Annotated in this window: 19 protein-coding genes and 1 pseudogene; 11 read left to right on the top strand and 9 right to left on the bottom strand. The window is 66.4% G+C overall.

Annotated features, from left to right (window positions below; translation table 11 throughout):
- Both A8G08_RS22075 and A8G08_RS22070 read right to left on the bottom strand, forming a co-directional pair.
- On the bottom strand, positions 1-345 hold a 345-nt coding region (locus A8G08_RS22075), incomplete at its 3' end, for a hypothetical protein (protein ID WP_157108732.1).
- A 395-nt stretch (positions 346-740) separates the two neighbouring features.
- Positions 741-1,535: an LLM class F420-dependent oxidoreductase gene (locus tag A8G08_RS22070; protein WP_068278866.1), complete on the bottom strand. Its 795-nt coding sequence runs from the start codon at positions 1,533-1,535 to the stop codon at positions 741-743.
- A gap of 144 nt (positions 1,536-1,679) precedes the next feature.
- On the opposite strand from A8G08_RS22070, the gene A8G08_RS22065 reads away from it, so the two are divergent.
- Entirely contained in the window at positions 1,680-2,747 is a 1,068-nt protein-coding gene (locus A8G08_RS22065) for an ABC transporter ATP-binding protein (RefSeq protein ID WP_068278873.1), read from the top strand.
- 21 nt (positions 2,748-2,768) lie between these two features.
- Positions 2,769-3,425, top strand: a complete 657-nt coding sequence (locus A8G08_RS22060) for a trimeric intracellular cation channel family protein (RefSeq protein WP_068278865.1) — start codon at positions 2,769-2,771, stop codon at positions 3,423-3,425.
- 111 nt (positions 3,426-3,536) lie between these two features.
- Here A8G08_RS22060 and A8G08_RS22055 read toward each other — a convergent pair whose 3' ends face one another.
- Positions 3,537-4,040 (bottom strand): winged helix-turn-helix transcriptional regulator, encoded by a 504-nt coding sequence (locus tag A8G08_RS22055; RefSeq protein ID WP_068278872.1) that lies wholly within the window; start codon positions 4,038-4,040, stop codon positions 3,537-3,539.
- Positions 4,041-4,153: 113 nt separating this feature from the next.
- On the opposite strand from A8G08_RS22055, the pseudogene A8G08_RS22050 reads away from it, so the two are divergent.
- Positions 4,154-5,322: pseudogene (locus A8G08_RS22050) on the top strand (thiolase family protein).
- A 127-nt stretch (positions 5,323-5,449) separates the two neighbouring features.
- Here A8G08_RS22050 and A8G08_RS22045 read toward each other — a convergent pair.
- Positions 5,450-5,962 carry a TIGR04338 family metallohydrolase gene (locus A8G08_RS22045; RefSeq protein WP_068278863.1) on the bottom strand — a complete coding sequence of 171 codons (513 nt, stop codon included), beginning with the start codon at positions 5,960-5,962 and terminating at the stop codon, positions 5,450-5,452.
- Positions 5,959-6,777, bottom strand: a complete 819-nt coding sequence (locus tag A8G08_RS22040) for a DUF2786 domain-containing protein (RefSeq protein ID WP_068278862.1) — start codon at positions 6,775-6,777, stop codon at positions 5,959-5,961. The genes A8G08_RS22045 and A8G08_RS22040 overlap by 4 nt, the downstream gene beginning before the upstream one ends.
- A gap of 222 nt (positions 6,778-6,999) precedes the next feature.
- On the opposite strand from A8G08_RS22040, the gene A8G08_RS22035 reads away from it, so the two are divergent.
- The 6 genes from A8G08_RS22035 to A8G08_RS22010 are packed head-to-tail and all read left to right on the top strand — an operon-like array spanning position 7,000 to position 11,423.
- Positions 7,000-8,277, top strand: a complete 1,278-nt coding sequence (locus A8G08_RS22035; protein WP_068278861.1) for an ABC transporter substrate-binding protein — start codon at positions 7,000-7,002, stop codon at positions 8,275-8,277.
- Positions 8,278-8,337: 60 nt separating this feature from the next.
- Positions 8,338-9,378: a carbohydrate ABC transporter permease gene (locus A8G08_RS22030; RefSeq protein ID WP_084436719.1), complete on the top strand. Its 1,041-nt coding sequence runs from the start codon at positions 8,338-8,340 to the stop codon at positions 9,376-9,378.
- A 53-nt stretch (positions 9,379-9,431) separates the two neighbouring features.
- On the top strand, positions 9,432-10,265 hold the full coding sequence (locus tag A8G08_RS22025) for a carbohydrate ABC transporter permease (protein WP_187344508.1): 834 nt from the start codon (positions 9,432-9,434) through the stop codon (positions 10,263-10,265).
- On the top strand, positions 10,262-10,477 hold the full coding sequence (locus tag A8G08_RS22020) for a hypothetical protein (protein ID WP_068278859.1): 216 nt from the start codon (positions 10,262-10,264) through the stop codon (positions 10,475-10,477). Before A8G08_RS22025 ends, A8G08_RS22020 begins: the two co-directional genes overlap by 4 nt.
- Before the next feature lie 53 nt (positions 10,478-10,530).
- Complete coding sequence (locus tag A8G08_RS22015; protein WP_068278858.1) at positions 10,531-11,001, top strand: GyrI-like domain-containing protein; 471 nt, start codon at positions 10,531-10,533, stop codon at positions 10,999-11,001.
- The gene (locus A8G08_RS22010) at positions 10,998-11,423 is read left to right on the top strand and encodes a GyrI-like domain-containing protein (protein WP_068278857.1); all 426 of its coding nucleotides are present in this window, start codon (positions 10,998-11,000) and stop codon (positions 11,421-11,423) included. The genes A8G08_RS22015 and A8G08_RS22010 overlap by 4 nt, the downstream gene beginning before the upstream one ends.
- A gap of 203 nt (positions 11,424-11,626) precedes the next feature.
- Here A8G08_RS22010 and A8G08_RS22005 read toward each other — a convergent pair whose 3' ends face one another.
- The 4 genes from A8G08_RS22005 to A8G08_RS21990 form a co-directional block, all read right to left on the bottom strand.
- Positions 11,627-12,724 (bottom strand): inositol-3-phosphate synthase, encoded by a 1,098-nt coding sequence (locus A8G08_RS22005; protein ID WP_068278856.1) that lies wholly within the window; start codon positions 12,722-12,724, stop codon positions 11,627-11,629.
- A complete protein-coding gene (locus A8G08_RS22000; RefSeq protein WP_068278869.1) occupies positions 12,717-13,277 on the bottom strand; it encodes a PadR family transcriptional regulator in 561 nt (186 codons plus the stop codon). Before A8G08_RS22000 ends, A8G08_RS22005 begins: the two co-directional genes overlap by 8 nt.
- A 254-nt stretch (positions 13,278-13,531) precedes the next feature.
- On the bottom strand, positions 13,532-14,386 hold the full coding sequence (locus A8G08_RS21995) for a DUF1707 SHOCT-like domain-containing protein (RefSeq protein ID WP_084436717.1): 855 nt from the start codon (positions 14,384-14,386) through the stop codon (positions 13,532-13,534).
- A gap of 6 nt (positions 14,387-14,392) precedes the next feature.
- The gene (locus A8G08_RS21990; protein ID WP_068278854.1) at positions 14,393-15,211 is read right to left on the bottom strand and encodes a DUF1707 SHOCT-like domain-containing protein; all 819 of its coding nucleotides are present in this window, start codon (positions 15,209-15,211) and stop codon (positions 14,393-14,395) included.
- A 187-nt stretch (positions 15,212-15,398) separates the two neighbouring features.
- On the opposite strand from A8G08_RS21990, the gene A8G08_RS21985 reads away from it, so the two are divergent.
- Positions 15,399-15,824, top strand: a complete 426-nt coding sequence (locus A8G08_RS21985) for a DUF5318 domain-containing protein (protein WP_068278853.1) — start codon at positions 15,399-15,401, stop codon at positions 15,822-15,824.
- A gap of 582 nt (positions 15,825-16,406) precedes the next feature.
- Positions 16,407-18,296, top strand: a 1,890-nt coding sequence (locus A8G08_RS21980; RefSeq protein ID WP_068278867.1) for a transglycosylase domain-containing protein, incomplete at its 3' end; no start/stop codon positions are given.

The raw sequence follows: 18,296 nt of genomic DNA, 5'->3' as shown, positions 1-18,296 counted from the left end.
TCGTGCCGCTGCGACCGGGTCGGGTGCGTCGCGCACATCCACGCGCGCGAGGGGAACGTCGAGGGTCAGGTCGACAACCTGGTGCGGTTGGTCGTCTATCTCGACCAGCCTCAGCATCGAGCTACCGAATTCTTGTGCTCCCGCTAAGGACGCCTGCTCGAGCAGGTCGATGTCGAGCGCACCGCGGATCTCCACATAATTCGCGATGACGATCGGCGACTGTGGCGCCAGATACTGGGCAAACCACAACCCGCGCTGCGCGGCAGTCAGCGGGAAAGGTTGCGAAAACCGTGGATGAGCTGGAGTTCCGTAGACAGAGTCCAGCGCCCAGGAGGAATCAGTCATTGGCCTTCGTTTGGTCGGAGCAGCGGGGCTTGCGCACGCCTCAGACGAAACGAGGCCTCCCGTTCCTCCGTTTCCCACTGTGACCTGGGCAACTGAAGGATAAGGGTTTCATAAACTTCAGGTAACAGTCAAGGCGCGACTGGACGACCGACTATCACAGCCCGGATAAGATCAGACCGATCATCCGGCTTTGGTGGCCATAGCTGTACTCAACGTCGGCTTTTTCCGACTTCCAGCGCACTTGGGGCGCACTCGGGCGCTCTTTCCGACGCTTTGGATCGCACAGCTAGTAGCTGGCGAACTTTTCGAATGCTCGGTAGCTTCGGCCCAGGTCGCTGTCGGGTGCCGTCGTCGACGCACCCCACGCCGCGACGCGGGACTGAACCGAGCGGGTATCAAGCCAGCCCGCGCACCGACTCCGGGTAGTGCTCGTCGCGCCACCTGATCGCCTCGATCAGCTTGTCCAGCTTGTACTCAGGACCGCCGACGCCGACAGTGAAGAACGTTGCGCCCGCGTCGACGAATGCCTGCGCCGTTTCGGCACCGGGCCAGGCCAGTGACCGCTCGATCTGCGAGGGGTTGCGGCCCACCGCCGTGCAGTGATCCGCGAGCACCCGCGACTTGTGCTTCAGCGCATCGAGATCCGCGAAGCTGTGCCAGATCTGGGCGTACTCGGCGACCATCCGCAGCGTCTTCTTCTCGCCGCCGCCACCAATCAAGATCGGAATCTGCCGCGTCGGAGCCGGATTGAGTTTGTCAAGCCTATTGCTGATCCGAGCGAGGCTGTCGCTCAGCAGTTTCAGCCGGGACCCCGCGGTCCCGAAGTCGTAACCGTATTGGTCGTAGTCCTTTTCGAACCACCCGGCGCCGATGCCGAGGATGAGTCGCCCGCCGCTGATGTGGTCCACGGTGCGCGCCATGTCGGCAAGAAGGTCGGGATTGCGGTAGCCGCCGCCGGTCACGAGAGCGCCAATCTCAACGCGCTCGGTCTGTTCGGCAAACGCGCCGAGCATCGTCCAACACTCGAAGTGTGCGCCGTCCGGGTCGCCGTAGAGCGGATAGAAGTGGTCCCAGTTGAAAACAACGTCGACGCCGGCGTCCTCCGCGCGCAGCACCGCATCGCGGATCTGCTGATATTGCGGAGCCTGCTGCGGCTGGAGCTGTACACCGATCCGGACCTGATGCGTCATGGCGTCTCCTCGATGACCGATTCCAGATCCGAGGCTACTTAGCGAGCGTGGTGTCGGCCATACTGCTTGGGCTGGCGCGTTGCCCGCGCTCAAGTGACTACTCGATCGTCCGGCACTTTCGTGGCGGTGAAGGGACCGTTCGTTGTGGCATCTGTGACCTACGACCGCGCGACCAAGCTGTTCCCCGGCTCCACCGAGCCCGCGGTCGACCAACTCGACCTGAAGATCGAGGACGGCGAGTTCCTCGTCCTGGTCGGGCCGTCAGGTTGTGGCAAGTCGACGTCCCTGCGCATGCTCGCCGGCCTCGATTCGGTCGATGGAGGGCGAATCTTCATCGGCGATAACGACGTCACCGGTGCGGAGCCCAAGGATCGCGATATCGCGATGGTTTTCCAGAACTACGCGCTCTACCCACACATGACGGTCGCCGAGAACATGGGCTTCGCGCTCAAGCTCGCCGGCACCGACAAGGAAGAGAAGCAGCGCCGCGTGCTCGAGGCCGCCAAGCTGCTCGATCTCGAGCCGTACCTGGACCGCAAGCCGAAGGCGCTGTCCGGCGGTCAGCGGCAGCGCGTCGCGATGGGTCGCGCGATCGTGCGTCAGCCGCAGGTCTTCCTCATGGACGAGCCGTTGTCCAACCTCGACGCGAAGCTGCGGGTGCAGACCCGCACCCAGATCGCGCAGCTGCAGCGGCGCCTCGGCGTCACCACGGTCTACGTCACGCACGATCAGGTCGAGGCGATGACCATGGGCGACCGGGTGGCCGTGCTGAAGGACGGCATCCTGCAGCAGTGCGCCACCCCGCAGGAGCTCTACCGGCGGCCGGCGAATGTCTTCGTCGCCGGGTTCATGGGCTCCCCCGCGATGAACGTGTTCACCCTGCCGATCTACGACAACACCGTCACCGTCGGCGGATGGCGCGTACCTGTGCCGCGCAGCATCGCCCACGCTGCTGGTGGCCCCGAGCTGACCCTCGGCATTCGACCGGAGCATCTGCAGATCGGCGGACGTGGCCTCGAGATGGAGGTGGCGGTAGTCGAGGAACTGGGGTCCGACGCGTACGTGTACGGGCGCACGACCGGCCAAGGGACCTCGCCGATCGTGGCGCGGGCCGACTGGCGTAACCCGCCGCCGAAGGGCGCTCGCGTGCAGCTCACCGCGGATCCCGAACACGTCCACTTCTTCGCGATGGACGGCCGCCGCATCGCCTGAGCCGCAACCACAGGGGGTCCGATGACGATCGAGAACGCGTCAGTGCAGATCCCACTGTGGATCGACCTCGCCGCCGTTGCGGTAGGTGCCATTCAGGGCGCGAGTTTCGCGGCCGCCGAAGATGAGCGCGTCGAGTACGACGTTCTAGCCGGCTTCGTCTTCGCGGTGGTGGTCGGCCTCGGCGGCGGAATCCTGCGCGATGTGTTGCTCAATATCGTCCCGGCGGCCCTGCAGAACGGCTGGTACCTGATCACGGCCGTTGCCGCGGGCGCGGTCGGCATGCTGCTGGGGTATGTGGTGCACCGGCTTCGGACGTTCGTCGACGTGCTCGATGCGGCGGCGCTCGGACTCTTTGTCGTGGTCGGCGTGGTGAAGGCGCACGATTTCGGGCTCGGCTCGTCGGCGGCAGTCCTGCTCGGCACGATCACTGGCGTGGGCGGCGGAATGCTGCGTGACCTGTTGGCGGCGCGCCCGGTTCAGGTCGTCCAGCGGACCGCGCCCTACGCGGTGGTCGCGTTGGCCGGTGCCAGCTTGTTCGAACTGCTTACCGCACTGGGGGTGTCGGTCCCGGCGAGTGCGACGGCCACCTTCGTGTTCGTCCTCACCGCGCGGATCGTCGCCCTGGCCACCGGCTGGCGGACACCGCCTCCGCCGGTCTGGCGCCGCCAGCCGCGCTGACGAGCCTCAGAGGGAAGATTTACACCCGGGAAGCACACCCAGACGAGTGCAAAACTTCTTCCCAGGGCCGAAACTTCGGCCCCACGAACACAATTCGCTCGTATGAAGCGGTCAGTCGGACTCGCGGCGCTTCGGCCGGCGCCAGTTCCTGTTGAACCGGACACGCAACTGCTCGAGCTCGACTTCGTTGCCCGCTTCGCTGCGGACCTCCACCCGCACCGGCGAGCCGGTCGAATCCTCGACGAGCAGGAGGGGTGAGCCGGCCTCCTGAAGGTATTTATCGCCCCACTGCATCAGCGCGAGTACGGCGGGCAGCAGGTCGCGACCCATATCGGTGAGCACGTACTCGTGCCGGGTGCGCTGCCCGGCTTCCCGGTAGGGCTGCTTGGTCAGCAGGCCGGCCTCGGTGAGGCGCTTGAGCTGCTTCGCCGCGACGGCCTCGGTGATGCCCACCCGACTGGCGAACCCATCGAAGCGGGTCGTGCCGTAGTACGCCTCGCGCAGGAGGAGGATTGCCGAGCGCGTGCCGACGATGTCCATCGCCTTCGCGACCGAGCACTCCTCGGCCTTCCACTTGGACAGATCGTTGAGCGGTTCCTCCATCACTGCGGGCATGGTCACAGCGTACCAACCTCTGGCTTGACGAATATATAGCTAGACCCTAGCGTTCTAACTATGGCAATGCATAGTCAGTGCGCGCCATGCGCCGAGGTGGGAAGGGATCGCAGATGAGAGACGCAGTAATCGTCGAGGCGGTACGTACGCCGATCGGCAAGGGAAAGGCAACCGGGGCACTGCACGACGTGCACCCCGTGGATCTCCTCGCACACAGCATCGCCGCGGTGGTCGAGCGAAGCGGCATCGATCCCGCGCTGATCGACGACGTCATCGGCGGTGTCGTGACGCAATCGGGCGAGCAGAGCGTGAACATCACCCGCCGGGCAGCGCTGGCCGCAGGGCTGCCCGAATCGGTGCCCGCGACTACCGTCGACCGCCAGTGCGGCAGCAGTCAACAGGCCATCCACTTCGCGGCTCAGGGCGTGATCGCTGGTGCTTACGACATCGCAATCGCCGCTGGCCTCGAGTCGATGAGCCGGGTGCCGATGGGCGCGAGCGTGGCCGGTGCGACGGACATCAGCGGCAGGGCCTTCGTCGAGCGCTACCCAGAGGACTGGTCGGGCAGGGCATCAGCGCCGAACTGATTGCGGTGCGCTGGGACCTGTCTCGCACTCGGCTCGACGAGTTCGCGCTGCGCAGCCACGCCCTGGCCGCCGAGGCGACCAAGAACGGCCTGTTCGACGCGGAACTCGCGCCGATCGCCGGGCTCGCCTCGGACGAGGGCATTCGGACCGGCAGTGACCTCGAGACGCTCGCCAAGCTGCGGCCGGCCTATTACGACCCGGCGATGGCCGAGCGCTTCCCCGAGATTCAGTGGCGGATTACTGCCGCGAACGCCAGCCAGATCAGCGACGGCAGTGCGGCGGTGCTGATCATGACCAGCGAGCGTGCCCGTGAACTCGGTCTGCAGCCGATTGCCCGGCTGCACAGTTTCGCCGTGGTCGGCGATGACCCGCTGCTCATGCTGACCGGAGTAATCCCGGCGACGCGAAAAGTGCTGCAGCGTGCCGGACTTCGTATCGATGAGATCGACCTGGTGGAAATCAACGAGGCGTTCTCTCCGGTCGTGCTCTCCTGGGCGGACGAACTGGGCGCCGACCTCGACCGGGTGAATGTGCACGGCGGCGCGCTCGCGATCGGGCACCCGCTCGGCGCCAGCGGCGCACGTTTGGCGACCACCCTCGTGCACGCGATGCGGGAGCGCGGCGCACGCTACGGCCTGCAGACGATGTGTGAGGCAGGTGGTTTGGCGAACGCCACGATTTACGAGGCGCTGTAAACCCGTCGTCGCTGTGGATAACTCGGCCCGCTCTTAGCGGAGTGAACGGAAGCGTTCACTCCGTCTAACGCAACGGATCTTCCGTTCACGCCTTCGGCAGCGCCGAGTTATCCACAACCTGCGCGCGTCACCCGACGCGCGCACCACAGTCGATCAGCGTGGTGCGCAGGAGAAACGCGGCCTCTGGACCGATGACACCGTCAACGAGTTCGACGTAGCGCGAACAGAACTCGGGTCCGTGTGCGGCCACGGCAGGATCGGCGTCGAGGTGGTGGGCGAGCTCGTGCAGCACCACGAACTCACGCAGCGCCCAGGCCGTATTGCCGGTGTGCAGCGGCACGGCAAGGGTTGCGGTATCGGCCTCGTAGTGCGCCGCCCCGGCACCGGCGCGGGATCGCACCCGGACCGGAGTCGTGGCACGGGGCCAGCGTGCGCGAACCCAATTGAGTGCCAACACTTTCTCGACGTACGCCTGCACAGATTCGATCGAGGCGAACTTGCGCTCGACCGGCAGGGTCACCTGCGAGCCGTGCACCTCGACAGTGCGGAGCCGGTTCTGCTCGGTACGATCGAAGATCGTCCGGACGAACTGATCGGCGTCGTACACCTTGGTGCGCTGGGTGTCGCGGGCCGAGCTCACGACGTGAGCTGCCCACGCGGCCCGCCGATCTCGGGAGCGGTCCCGAGTCGAGCCGCCTGCCCGGCGCGGTCGCCGGCGCGCCGCGCATGAGACGAATATCCCGCGGTGGCACGGGTGCCCCGCCAGGTACCGCGTGCCTGTGATGCCTCGCGATAGAATTCGCGTAACTCGATCTCTTTGTCGCGCAGTGCGATCGCTGTACCGGCGGCGGGCGTGTCGTGCTCCAGCGCGGCCCGCTCGATTTCCTGCTTCGCCTCGCCGAGTCGCTTGCCGATCCGGTTGGCGAACGCGGTTTGGAAGTTCAGCCGTGCGGTCACTCCGGCGACCGGCGCCGTGGTCCAGTACTGGCGGCGCCGGCGCCCGCGCTGCTCGGTTACCAACCGGTCGGTCATCTCTGTGCGATACGCGCCCGATTTGATGTAACTGTCGCTCGCCCGCACCATCTGCACCAACAGGCTCGAATACAGCGCCTCGCAGGTGTCGATATCGGTATCGAATCCGTGCGCATAGACCAGCGCCGAGGACTGCGTGATGTCGCACTGAACGTCGTTCGCGGCGGCGATGACCAGGAACAGGTGTGCGTAGGTGCGCAGACCCTTCTTTCCGGCCTCGCCGATGGTCACCATTCGCTGCACCGGGACCGGGCGGCGTTCCCGGTTCGCGATATGGGAGCGAGCCACTGCGAGGTCGATCGAGGACTGCGTCGCGAGCCGTTGCGCAGCGGCAAGAAACGCCGCGGCCTCGTGTTCGTTGTCGGTGGACTCGGCCTGGCGCAGCAGCCCACCGATGCGGGTGAGGGTTTTCTCGGAGCTCACGGCGTCAGGTTACGGACCTCGCCCGACATCCGCCGTGCAGTTATCCACAGGTGTCGGCGCGAAGCGGCCGATACCTGTGGATTTCTGGTTCTACCGCTTGGTCGAGAAAGCGCGTCACAGTATCTTGCGAGTTGCGGCGGGACGCGCAGATCCCCCGCGTGCGGCGGGAGCGCGCTTTCCCCGTGGCGACCATGCCCGATCGACCGACCCGGAGAAATGCATATGGCTCTCAGAACGTCCGTCATTCCGAAGGTGGTGCTGGCGGCGGCGTCCGTCGCGCTGCTCACTGTCACGTCAGGCTGCTCGAGCGACGACGACTCGGCCGATTCTTCGGCGAGCGCCACCGCTCGCGGCCCGATCACGTATGTCGAGGGCAAGGACACCACCGAGACCGGCGTGATCAAGCAGATCATCGACCTGTGGAACTCGAGCCACCCCGATGAGCAGGTGAGCTTCAAGGAAGAGCCCAGCGACGCCGACCAGGCGCGCAGCGACATGGTGCAGCACCTGCAGGCAAAGCAGTCGGACTACGACGTGCTCGGCCTCGACGTCATCTGGACCGCGCAGTTCGCCGCCAACGGTTGGCTGCAGCCGCTGAAGGACGACTTCGCGATCGACACCAGCGGGCTGCTCGCGCCGACCGTGGCCAGCGCCACCTACAACGGCACGCTGTACGCAGCACCGAAGAACACCAACGGTGGGCTGCTGTTCTACCGCAAGGACCTCGTCCCGGTGCCGCCGAAGACGTGGGGCGAGATGATCGCGGCGTGCCCGATCGCCAAGCAGAACAACATCGGTTGCTACGCAGGTCAGTTCGCGCCGTACGAGGGACTGACGGTGAACACCTCCGAGGCGATCAACTCGCATGGCGGATCGTTCGTCGGACCCGACGGCAAGACCCCGACCGTGGACAGCCCGCAGGCCCGCGCCGGTCTGCAGCAGCTGGTCGACGGCTTCAAGAGCGGTGACATCCCCGCCGACGCGATCACGTTCAAGGAGCAGGAAAGCCAGCGTGCGTTCGAGGACGGCAAGCTCCTCTTCCTGCGCAACTGGCCGTACGTGTATGGCACTGCCGCGGAGGGTGACTCGCAGGTTAAGGGCAAGTACGACGTTGCGCCGCTGCCCGGCGTCGCCGGGGTCGGCACCTCCACGCTCGGCGGTTACAACGCGGCGATCAGCCAGTTCTCCAAGCACAAGGCGACTGCGCTGGACTTCGTGAAGTTCCTGACCAGTGAGCAGGCCCAGCGGATCATCGCCGATGGCGCTCTGCCCCCGACGCTCGCCTCGCTGTACGACGACCCGGCCCTGATCGCCGAGCTGCCGTACCTCCCGGCGCTGAAGGAATCCATCGCCAACGCCGTTCCGCGGCCGGTCACCCCGTTCTATCCGGCCGTCACGAAGGCCGTGCAGGACAATGCCTATGCTGCCCTGAAGGGTGAGAAGTCGGTCGATCAGGCGATCACCGATATGCAGGCGGGCATCGCGTCGGCCGGCTCGTAGCCCGGCTGTCTTAACGGCGGCGCCGGATGGTCGGCGCCGCAGCAAATCGAGGGAGTGTGCATGGCTGTTCCGACTGGCCACGCCAGCGGGGTCGAGCCAAACGCCGCGGCCGGAGGTGAACCCTCCGGCCGCGGTGGCGTCGGCGGCCGCCGCGGGCCGTTCGCGAATTGGCCGGCTTGGGCGCTGCTGACACCGGTGCTCGTCGCGTTGGCCGTCGTGATCGGCTACCCGGTTTTCCGGGCGGTGTACATGTCCTTCCAGAAGGACCCGGGCCTCGACCAGGCCACCGGGATGTTCGTCGAGGGCGGCAGCGCCGGCTTCTCGAACTACACGCATTGGCTGTTTCAGCAGTGTCCGTCGATCACCGGCGAGATGATCCCCTGCCCGCCCGGCACGCTCGGCTCGCAGTTCTGGACCTCGGTGTGGACCACGCTCGGGCTTGCGGCCGTCACCGTGACCCTCGAGGTGGTCATCGGGTTCGGCATGGCGCTGATCATGACGAAGGCGATCCGCGGGCGTGGCCTGCTACGTGCGGCCATCCTGATTCCGTGGGCGATCCCCACCGCCGTCACCGCGAAGTTGTGGGCGTTCATCTTCGCCACGGACGGCATCGCGAACTCGTTGCTCGGCACCGAGATCCTCTGGACGGCGGACACGTGGCCCGCACGGTTCGCGGTGGTCATCGCCGATGTCTGGAAGACGACGCCGTTCGTCGCGCTGCTCATTCTCGCCGGGCTCCAGGTGATCCCGGAGGACGTCTACGAGGCGGCCCGGATGGACGGCGCCTCGGCGTGGCAGCGGCTCATGCACATCACGCTGCCGCTGGTGAAGCCCGCGCTCATGGTGGCGATCCTGTTCCGCACCATGGATGCGCTCCGGATGTACGACCTGCCGGCCATCCTGATCGGCAACAACGAGGCCACCCGCACCATCTCGATGCTCGTGGTCGATCAGACGCGAATCGGCTTCAACAGTGCGTCAGCGTTGTCCACACTCACCTTCCTGCTGATCTTCTTCGTCGCGTTCATCATGGTGCGGTTCCTGGGCGCGAATGCCGTACGCACCCAGGAGGACCAGCGCGCCGGAAAGGTGGCCGGCTGATGTCGCACCATGGCCCCGATGTGCTCGAGCCGCCGATCATGCACCGCCCGACGATGATGGAGCGGTTGCGAGCCAAGCGGATCTACCTCGGCGTGGTGGCAATCCTGATCTGGGGCCTCGCCCCGTTCTACTGGATGGTCGTCACCGCCCTGCGCGATCCGGCGTACACGTTCGACACCACCCCGTGGCCGACCCACGTCACGCTGGAGAACTTCGAGAACGCGCTGTCGACGGAAAGCGGCAACAACTTTGTCCGCGCGTTGATCAACAGCCTCATCATCGGTGGGCTTTCCACGTTCATCGGCGTGGTGCTCGGTATCTTCGCGGCATACGCATTGGCGCGCATGGATTTTCGGGGCAAGTACCTCGTCGTCGGGTTGATCCTCGGCGCCTCGATGTTCCCGGTCGTCGCGCTCGTGACACCGCTGTTCCAGCTCTTCACCGACATCGGCTGGATCGGCCAGTACCAGGCACTGATCGTGCCGAACATCTCGTTCGTGCTTCCGCTCACGGTGTACACACTCACGTCGTTCTTCGGTGAGTTGCCGTGGGAGCTGGAGGAAGCGGCGCGCATCGACGGCGCGAGCCGGGCGCAGGCGTTCCGCATGGTGATGCTGCCGCTGGCCGCGCCCGCACTCTTCACCACTGCGATCCTCGGATTCATCGCGGCGGTCAACGAGTACTTGCTCGCGAGCCTGCTCTCGACAGACCGGACCGAACCGGTGACGGTCGCGATCGCGCGATTCTCCGGAAACGACCCGCACGTCATTCCATATGCGGCGATCATGGCGGCAGGCACGATCGTGGCGATCCCACTTGTCGTGATGGTGCTGATCTTCCAGCGCCGGATCATTTCCGGCCTCACCGCGGGCGGAGTGAAGAGTTGACCGGGCCGACCGCCGGCCGAGGGGCCGTCAACCCCGCGCGGCGACAGAAGCTCGAGGTGCTGATCGGCTTCCTTGGGATGTTGACCCTCCTCGTTTTCGTAGCTGCGGTCTTCGGCATCATTCGCGGGGAGCCGAGCCCGCTGGCGTCGCTTCTTCTGTTCGGCGTGGCGGCAGGGCTGGGTCTCGCAATTCGAGCCCGGCTGCGGGCATAGTCGAATCGGCGAGTGCATGGCGTGTCGGGGAATGGGATTGGGGTGGTGACGCTATGGAGTTCGCGATTGTCGAACGCCCGGAGATATTGATCGCCGGCACCGTGCTGCGCGCGCCGGCCCTGCTGGCGACGGACACCTCGCGTCGGGATCGGCTGCAGTCGATGTGGGAGCGCACGCTCGGTTCCGATGATCTTCCTGGTCCACCCGGCGCCGCGTATGTCGACTACGACTCCGATCTCGACTCCTACGTAACGCACGTCGCCGGTTATCGCTGCCGCGATCTCACCGATCTGCGTGCCGGCGATGTACTCGCGCGAGTGCCCGGTGGACTCTTCGCATGTTTCACCGCACACCATTCCGATATCGCGGTGGCGGTCGGGATGGTCTGGCAGGCGGTCTGGGACGCGGAGGCGTCCGGCGTGATAACCCGCTCCTACACCGGTGATTTCGAGCGCTACCCGGACGCAACCACCGCTGTCGGATTCACGGCGATCGTCGATGATGGACGGAGGCCGGTGGCATGAGCTTCGAAGTCGTCGAGCTGGACGAGTCTTTCGTTGCGGGGCTCACCGTCCCGCTAGCCGGCGTGGGCGTGACGCGGCGCGATCTCGAGATCGTGAAGTACACCTGGGATCGTTACCGCGCACGCGGTGATGAGCGCTCGCGGGTGGCGGCCTACATCGCGCAGGCGGACAACAGCATTGCGGTGGTCGGGTATGTACCCGGCTCGCTCGACGATGTCGCGCCCGGTGATGTAGTTGCCCGCATCCCAGCCGGGAAGTACGCCAAGTTCCGCGTCGTCGGCGAGCCACTCCACGCGACGCGCGCCGCATGGACCGACATCCTGCAGTCGGAGCGAGCCGGCGAGTTCGAGCGCACCTACGCCGCGGACTTCGAGCGTTACGACCAGCCCGGCACCGTCGAGGTATACGTCTCGATCGCCTAGCCCTTCGGAGTGGTTTCGCGAATTCGTTGGTGCGGAGTGAACGGAAGCGTTCACTCCGTCTAACGCAACAAATCTTCCGTTCGCGATCCGTGGGTGCGTGTGGCCATCCACAACCTCGGGTCAATCCACAGGGCAGTTTCGACCCCGGAAACGCCGAACGCCCGGAGTGCCAAGCACTCCGGGCGTTCGATCAACTTCGAGATTTACTCGGCCCCGATGATGAAGGCCTCGAGCTCAGTACGAGCCTTGTCGTCGGCCATCTGGACCGGCGGGGACTTCATCAGGTACGCCGAGGCCGGGAGGATCGGACCACCGAGGCCGCGGTCCTTGGCGATCTTCGCCGCGCGGATGGCGTCGATGATGATGCCGGCCGAGTTCGGCGAGTCCCACACCTCGAGCTTGTACTCCAGGTTCAGCGGGGCATCACCGAAGGCGCGACCCTCGAGGCGGACGTACGCCCACTTGCGGTCGTCGAGCCACTCGACGTAGTCCGACGGGCCGATGTGCACGTTGCGGTCGTGCACCTTGCCCGCCAGCGGGCCGTTGAGGTTCGAGGTGACGGCCTGGGTCTTGGAGACCTTCTTGGACTCGAGACGCTCACGCTCGAGCATGTTCTTGAAGTCCATGTTGCCGCCGACATTGAGCTGGTACGTGCGGTCGAGCACGACGCCGCGGTCCTCGAACAGCTTCGCCATCACGCGGTGGGTGATGGTGGCGCCGACCTGCGACTTGATGTCGTCGCCGACGATCGGCACGCCCGCTGCGCGGAACTTCTCGGCCCACTCGGGGTCGGAGGCGATGAACACCGGGAGGGCGTTGACGAAGGCAACGTCCGCGTCGATCGCGCACTGCGCGTAGAACTTGTCGGCCTCTTCCGAGCCCACCGGAAGGTAGGAGACGAGAACGTCGACCTCGTTGTCCTTCAGCACCTGCACCACGTCAACCGGCTCGGCCTCGGAGAGCTCGATGGTCTCGGCGTAGTACTTACCGATGCCGTCGAGGGTCGGGCCACGCTGCACGGTGATGCCGGTCGGCGGCACGTCCGTGAGCTTGATGGTGTTGTTCTCGCTGGCGAGGATCGCGTCGGAGAGATCGAAGCCGACCTTCTTAGCATCCACATCGAACGCAGCGACGAACTTGACGTCGCGCACGTGGTAGCGGCCGAACTTCACGTGCATGAGGCCGGGGACCGTGCCGGTCTCGTCGGCATCCTGGTAGTAGTGAACGCCCTGGACCAGGGAGGACGCGCAGTTACCCACGCCCACAATGGCCACGCGCACGGCGTTGTTTGTCTCACCCATGGTCGGGTTCTCCTTCAATCGGTGGTACTGCCTTACGTGCCTGTTCGGCGTCGATCAGTTCGTTGAGCCAGCGCACCTCACGCTCACTGGACTCGAGCCCGAGCTGGTGAAGCTGCCGGGAGTAGCGGTCGAGCGACCCACTTGCGCGGCCGATCGCCTCGCGGAGCCCTTCTCTGCGCTCCTCGACCTGTCGGCGCCTGCCCTCCAAGATCCGCATCCGCGCTTCCGCGGGGGTGCGGCTGAAGAAGGCCAGGTGTACGCCGAAGCCGTCGTCGGTGTAGTTCTGCGGACCGGTGTCCGCTACCAGCTCGGAGAAGCGCTTCTCGCCTTCCGGAGTGAGCTGGTAGACCCGACGGGCCCGGCGCTTGACGGTGCCGGTGGGGCCCGCATCCTCGGCGATCAGCCCGTCTGCCTGCATACGGCGCAGCGTCGGGTAGAGCGAACCGTAGGAGAAGGCCCGGAAAGCCCCGAGCAAGCCGGTGAGCCGCTTGCGCAGCTCGTAGCCGTGCATCGGCGATTCCAGCAGCAGCCCGAGAATCGCTAGTTCGAGCACGGGCTTCACCTCCTGGAATCGTCAACGTGTCCGCCGATGCTATTGCAAACTATATCGCACCGATATAGTTCAGAACAGTTTCGCGCGATATAGCGACGAGAATCTCTCCTGGTCAGACGACCACATCACCGCGGATTGCCGCACGCTTTCCGTCGCGCCGCAAACGTTCTTGCATGCGGAAGCGTGTGCGGCGTGTCAGGAAGTGTGCGGCGAGGGGTGGCCCGTCGAGGACTGTGCGGCCTGGTGCCGGTCGATCAGTTGGTGAACGGCCGCACCTGGCGGATCTCGCCACCGGGGCCGACGATCACGTATCCGGATTCGCCGGCCTCGTTGTTGGCATAGATCGAGATCCGCGGACCATCGGCGGCGATATCGATCGACGCATGGCCCAGCGTCGCGTCCGGGACGCCGATCAGTTGCGGCATCTGGGCCATCACCGCGGCCAGCGCGTCGACGTTCAACGCCGCAAGATCGATGGGCGGCTCGTTGTTCAGGCGCGTCGGCGGGCCAGTCGGCTCGAACCCGCCGCGGTAGTTGTAGGCCTGCTTGCGGTCCGAGGCGACAGCGCGGGTGACGTTCGCGTACCCGCCCTCCGGGTACACGGTCGCGCCGATGACGATCGTGTCGCCGAACTTCTTGGAGTACTCCGCGATGAACCTGCGCAGCCCGTCCGGGGTGTCGAACACCGCAGGTGGGGCGATGATCGGCGTGACATCCGTCGGAACGGGAGCAGGTGGCGCAGCAGGCTGCTCCGAGGTGTCGGTCGCGGTGGATGACTCGTCGCCGTCGACACTCGCGAACACGATCAGGCCGGCCGCCCCGGCGACCACGACGAGCGCCGCGACGATCAACAACCAGGCCGGGCGGAATCCACGCCGCCGCGGTACGGGCGGCGGCTCGGGCAGGTCCGTACTCAGCTGCAGATCGGAAACCAGCGAATGCAGTTCACCCAGCGTCTTGGCCGCCCTGGCGTTCTCCACGCGCGACCTGTGTTCCTCGTAGCTGAGCTGCCCATCGGTGTAGGCGCGGTCGAGCGCGTCGATCGCCGTGGTGCGGTCGACGTCGCGCGCCCGCATCCGCGAGTTCGTTGCGCGTGAATTGCCTGCCACGACGTCCTACCTGTCCGGGTCGAAGGGATACACGGAGCGGAAGGTGCCGTCCGGATTGGCCGACAGATGGCCCGACTCGCCGAGTTCGTTATTCGCATGCACGGAGACCTCCGGGCCGGTCTCGGTCGAGCGGATGATCGCGTAGATCGTGTCGATCTCGGACAGTCCCAGGCTCGTGGCCGCGCCCGCGACCAGGCCGGCCACCTTGGCCATATCCACCGCGGCGAGGTCGACCGGCGGCAGCTTCGGATCACGGGTGCCACCGCTCGACGGCGGCCCGAAGCCCTTCTCGTCGTAGCGGTAGACCTCCTGCTTGCGCGGCGCGCGTGGGTCGGCGCGGAAGATGACCGCGTACTCGGGATACACCGTGAGGTCGTCCACCAGCGCATCGCCGAACTCTCCGCGGATGGAGGTGACGATGTCGGTCAATCCGGCCGGGGACAGATAACCTGCCGGACCGAACTGTTGCTCGTCCGCGGATCCCAGCACGCCGCCGCCGCTGTCTCCACCACACGACCGGACGAGTAGCGCGAGCACGCCGCCGATGACCAGCAGCAGCACGACGATCGACAACCAGGGTGAACGTCGGCTGCCCGGCAGCGCGGGCATCCCGGGCCGGACGGGCGCGAGCTCCGAGTCCGCCTGCAGGTCGTCGATGAGTTCATGCAGGTCACCGAGCGTGCGCGCGGACATCGCACCGCGCACCCGCTGGTCGTGCTCGGTCGCGTCCAGTTGCCCGTTGGCGAGCGCCTCGTCGAGGGTGCTGCACGTATGTGCGCGGTCCTCGTCGCGAGCCCTGGTGCCGGCGGGAAGTCGGGTGGCCACTCGCGGCGTCCTCCTGTGCCTTTGCTGCCTTCGGACGGCGCAGGTGGCGCGCCGCACAAGCATTAAAGACGCCGCACCGCCGAAGTGCTTGGTGTATCGCACATCGACGGCGCGTCGTGACCGGCCACACGCCGTCAGTTGGGTGCGCACCCTTCTTTCTTCGACCGCCGCACGTACTCTGGAACGCGTGCGAATACAGCGGCAGGTGGTCGACTACGCGCTTCAGCGCCGGTCTCTGCTGTCCGAGGTATACGCGGGACGGGTAGGCGTTACGGAGGTTTGTGACGCGAATCCCTACCTGTTGCGTGCGGCGAAGTTCCACGGTCGCAACAGCGATCAGATCTGCCCGATCTGTCGAAAGGAGCAGTTGACGCTCGTTTCGTGGGTCTTCGGTGATTCGCTCGGACCGGCCTCCGGTTCGGCGCGGACTGCCGAGGAGCTCGTGCGGCTAGCGGCGGCGCAGGAGGAATTCTCCGTGCATGTCGTCGAGGTATGCCGGACGTGCAGCTGGAACCACCTGGTCCAGTCCTACGTGCTGGGACTTGCACCGGCTCCGAAGCAGAGGCGTTCCCGTCGTCGCGCGGAGCCGAGCCGTCGAATCGCAACCGAATAGACATAGACCCGGCGATCCGGCCTCACAGCCGGATCGCATGCCTGTGCTCACAATCGAGCGCGGGGTAACCGGACGTACGGAGTACACGCAGTGACCTATCCCTACGACGACCAGCAAGGTGCCCACTCGGCCCGGGCGCGCCACAGCGAGCGCCCGGGTGCACAGTCGGCACCGTGGCGCCAGGGCGGGCCGTCGGCTCCGCAGGGGTCGCAGGCACGGGCGCCTCAAGGCGGGCAGGCGCCGCGGAGCGCCGATCGCCGCTTCGATGACCCGACCGTCCATGTCCGACGCCCGAGCGCGTCCGATCGTGCGCGGACCATCGACGCGCCCACCACGCGGCACTCAGCACCCCAGGAACGCTCGGGTGCCCGGACCGCACAGGGTCGCGCCGCCAACGCAGGCGCGCAGACCCGGGCCTACTCCGCGACCCGTACGGGCGCGAATGCTCCCCGCACCCAGTCCGGCAACCGCCCGCCCGCGGGCCCGCCGCCCGGTGGTGGCGGCGGAGGCCGTTCCGGTGGCTCCGGTGGCGGCGGTTCACGGCGCCCCAAGAAACGCTCGCCGTGGAAGACGGTTCGCCGTGTGGCGTACGTGGGCGTCGCGCTGGCGCTGATCATCCCGATCTTGACGTTCCTCGTCGCCTACTCGACGGTGCACGTGCCCGACCCGGGCGAGATCAAGACCAATCAGGTCGCGACGATCTTCGCCGCCGATGGAACGTCGGTGCTGAGCACGGTCGTGCCGCCCGAGGGCAACCGGACCGACGTCACGATCGACGAGATTCCGGTGCACGTACGCAATGCCGTGCTCTCCGCAGAGGATCGTGACTTCTACTCGAACCCGGGCTTCTCCGTCTCCGGTTTCGCCCGTGCCGCGCGCGACAACATCATGGGCAAGGACACCGCGGGTGGTGGCTCGACGATCACCCAGCAGTATGTGAAGAACGCACTCGTCGGTGACGAGCACTCGATCCAGCGCAAGATGCACGAGCTGGTGATCTCGTCCAAAATGGCGCGCCAGTGGAGCAAGGACGACATCCTCGCCGCCTACCTGAACACCATCTACTTCGGTCGCGGCGCGTACGGCATCGCTGCGGCGTCGAAGGCCTACTTCAACAAGCCGGTCGATCAGATGACCGTTGCCGAGGGCGCGGTGCTCGCGGCCTCGATCCAGCAGCCGTCGCTGCTCGATCCGGAGACGAACCCGGAAGGCGCGCAGTTCCGCTGGAACTACGTGCTCGACGGCATGGTCGGCGGCGGCAACCTGCCCGCCGCCGAGCGCGCCACGACGCAGTACCCGCCGGTCATTCCGCTCGCCCAGGTCGGCGCAGGTGAGAACGGCAGCGGCCCCGAGGGCCTGATCAAGAACCAGGTGCTGCGCGAGCTCAGCGAAGCCGGGATCAGCGAGCAGCAGCTCAATACCGAGGGCCTGCAGATCACCACCACGATCGATTCCCAGGCGCAGAAGTCTGCGGTCGACGCGGTGAACAGCAACATGCAGGGCGAGCCGGATGAGCTGCGCACCGCAGTCGTCTCGGTCGACCCCCGCACCGGCGCCGTGCGTGCCTACTATGGCGGCCCCAATGGCAACGGCTACGACTTCGCCAACGCGGGCCTGCAGACCGGCTCGTCGTTCAAGGTGTTCGGTCTCGCCGCCAACCTCGACCAGGGCAAGCCGCTGTCGAAGATGTACGACAGCTCGCCACTGAACGTGCACGGAATCACGATTGGCAATGTCGAGGGCGAGTCGTGCGGAGTGTGCACCATCGCCGAGGCGCTGAAGCGTTCGCTCAACACGAGCTTCTACCGCATGGAGATGGAACTCGACAACGGCGCGCGGGACATCGCCGATATCGCCCACAAGGCTGGCATCCCCAAGGACATCCCGGGTGTCGGGCCTTCGCTGACCGAGCCGGACGGCTCGGGGCCGAACAACGGCATCGTGCTGGGCCAGTACCAGTCGCGCCCGCTGGACATGGCCTCGGCCTACGCGACGCTCGCCGCGTCGGGCATGTACCACTCGCCGCACTTCGTGCAGAAGGTCGTGACCGGCGATGGTCGCGTGCTGCTCGACAACGGCGCGAGCCCGGGCGAGCAGACCATTGACAAGGCGGTCGCCGACAACGTGACCGCCGCAATGCGCCCCATCGCCGGCTACTCGCGCGGCCACAACCTGGCCGGGGGCCGGGCCTCCGCGTCGAAGACCGGTACCGCGCAGCTCGGTGACACCGGCGAGAACAAGGACGCCTGGATGGTCGGCTACACGCCGTCGCTGTCCACCGCCGTGTGGGTCGGAACGGAGCAGGGCCTGCCGCTGCGCAACTCGTACGGCAGCCCCATCTACGGCTCCGCGCTCCCCTCGGACATCTGGAAGGACACGATGGACGGCGCCCTCGACGGCACCGACAACGAGAACTTCCCGAACCCGGCTGCGATTGCCGGACAGGCGGGCGTGCCGTCGTTCACGGCGTCC

The sequence above is a fragment of the Aldersonia kunmingensis genome (assembly GCF_001646865.1).
Lineage (GTDB): Bacteria > Actinomycetota > Actinomycetes > Mycobacteriales > Mycobacteriaceae > Aldersonia > Aldersonia kunmingensis.
The sequence above is the reverse complement of the archived record's forward strand: the minus strand, read 5'-3'. Positions and strand labels throughout refer to the sequence as shown.

Coding starts and splice junctions, on each gene's coding strand:
- A8G08_RS22070 (WP_068278866.1), bottom strand. CDS start 1,535: ATGACGCATCAGGTCCGGATCGGTGTACAGCTCCAGCCGCAGCAGGCT.
- A8G08_RS22060 (WP_068278865.1), top strand. CDS start 2,769: ATGACGATCGAGAACGCGTCAGTGCAGATCCCACTGTGGATCGACCTC.
- A8G08_RS22055 (WP_068278872.1), bottom strand. CDS start 4,040: ATGCCCGCAGTGATGGAGGAACCGCTCAACGATCTGTCCAAGTGGAAG.
- A8G08_RS22035 (WP_068278861.1), top strand. CDS start 7,000: ATGGCTCTCAGAACGTCCGTCATTCCGAAGGTGGTGCTGGCGGCGGCG.
- A8G08_RS22030 (WP_084436719.1), top strand. CDS start 8,338: ATGGCTGTTCCGACTGGCCACGCCAGCGGGGTCGAGCCAAACGCCGCG.
- A8G08_RS22025 (WP_187344508.1), top strand. CDS start 9,432: ATGATGGAGCGGTTGCGAGCCAAGCGGATCTACCTCGGCGTGGTGGCA.
- A8G08_RS22015 (WP_068278858.1), top strand. CDS start 10,531: ATGGAGTTCGCGATTGTCGAACGCCCGGAGATATTGATCGCCGGCACC.
- A8G08_RS22010 (WP_068278857.1), top strand. CDS start 10,998: ATGAGCTTCGAAGTCGTCGAGCTGGACGAGTCTTTCGTTGCGGGGCTC.
- A8G08_RS22005 (WP_068278856.1), bottom strand. CDS start 12,724: ATGGGTGAGACAAACAACGCCGTGCGCGTGGCCATTGTGGGCGTGGGT.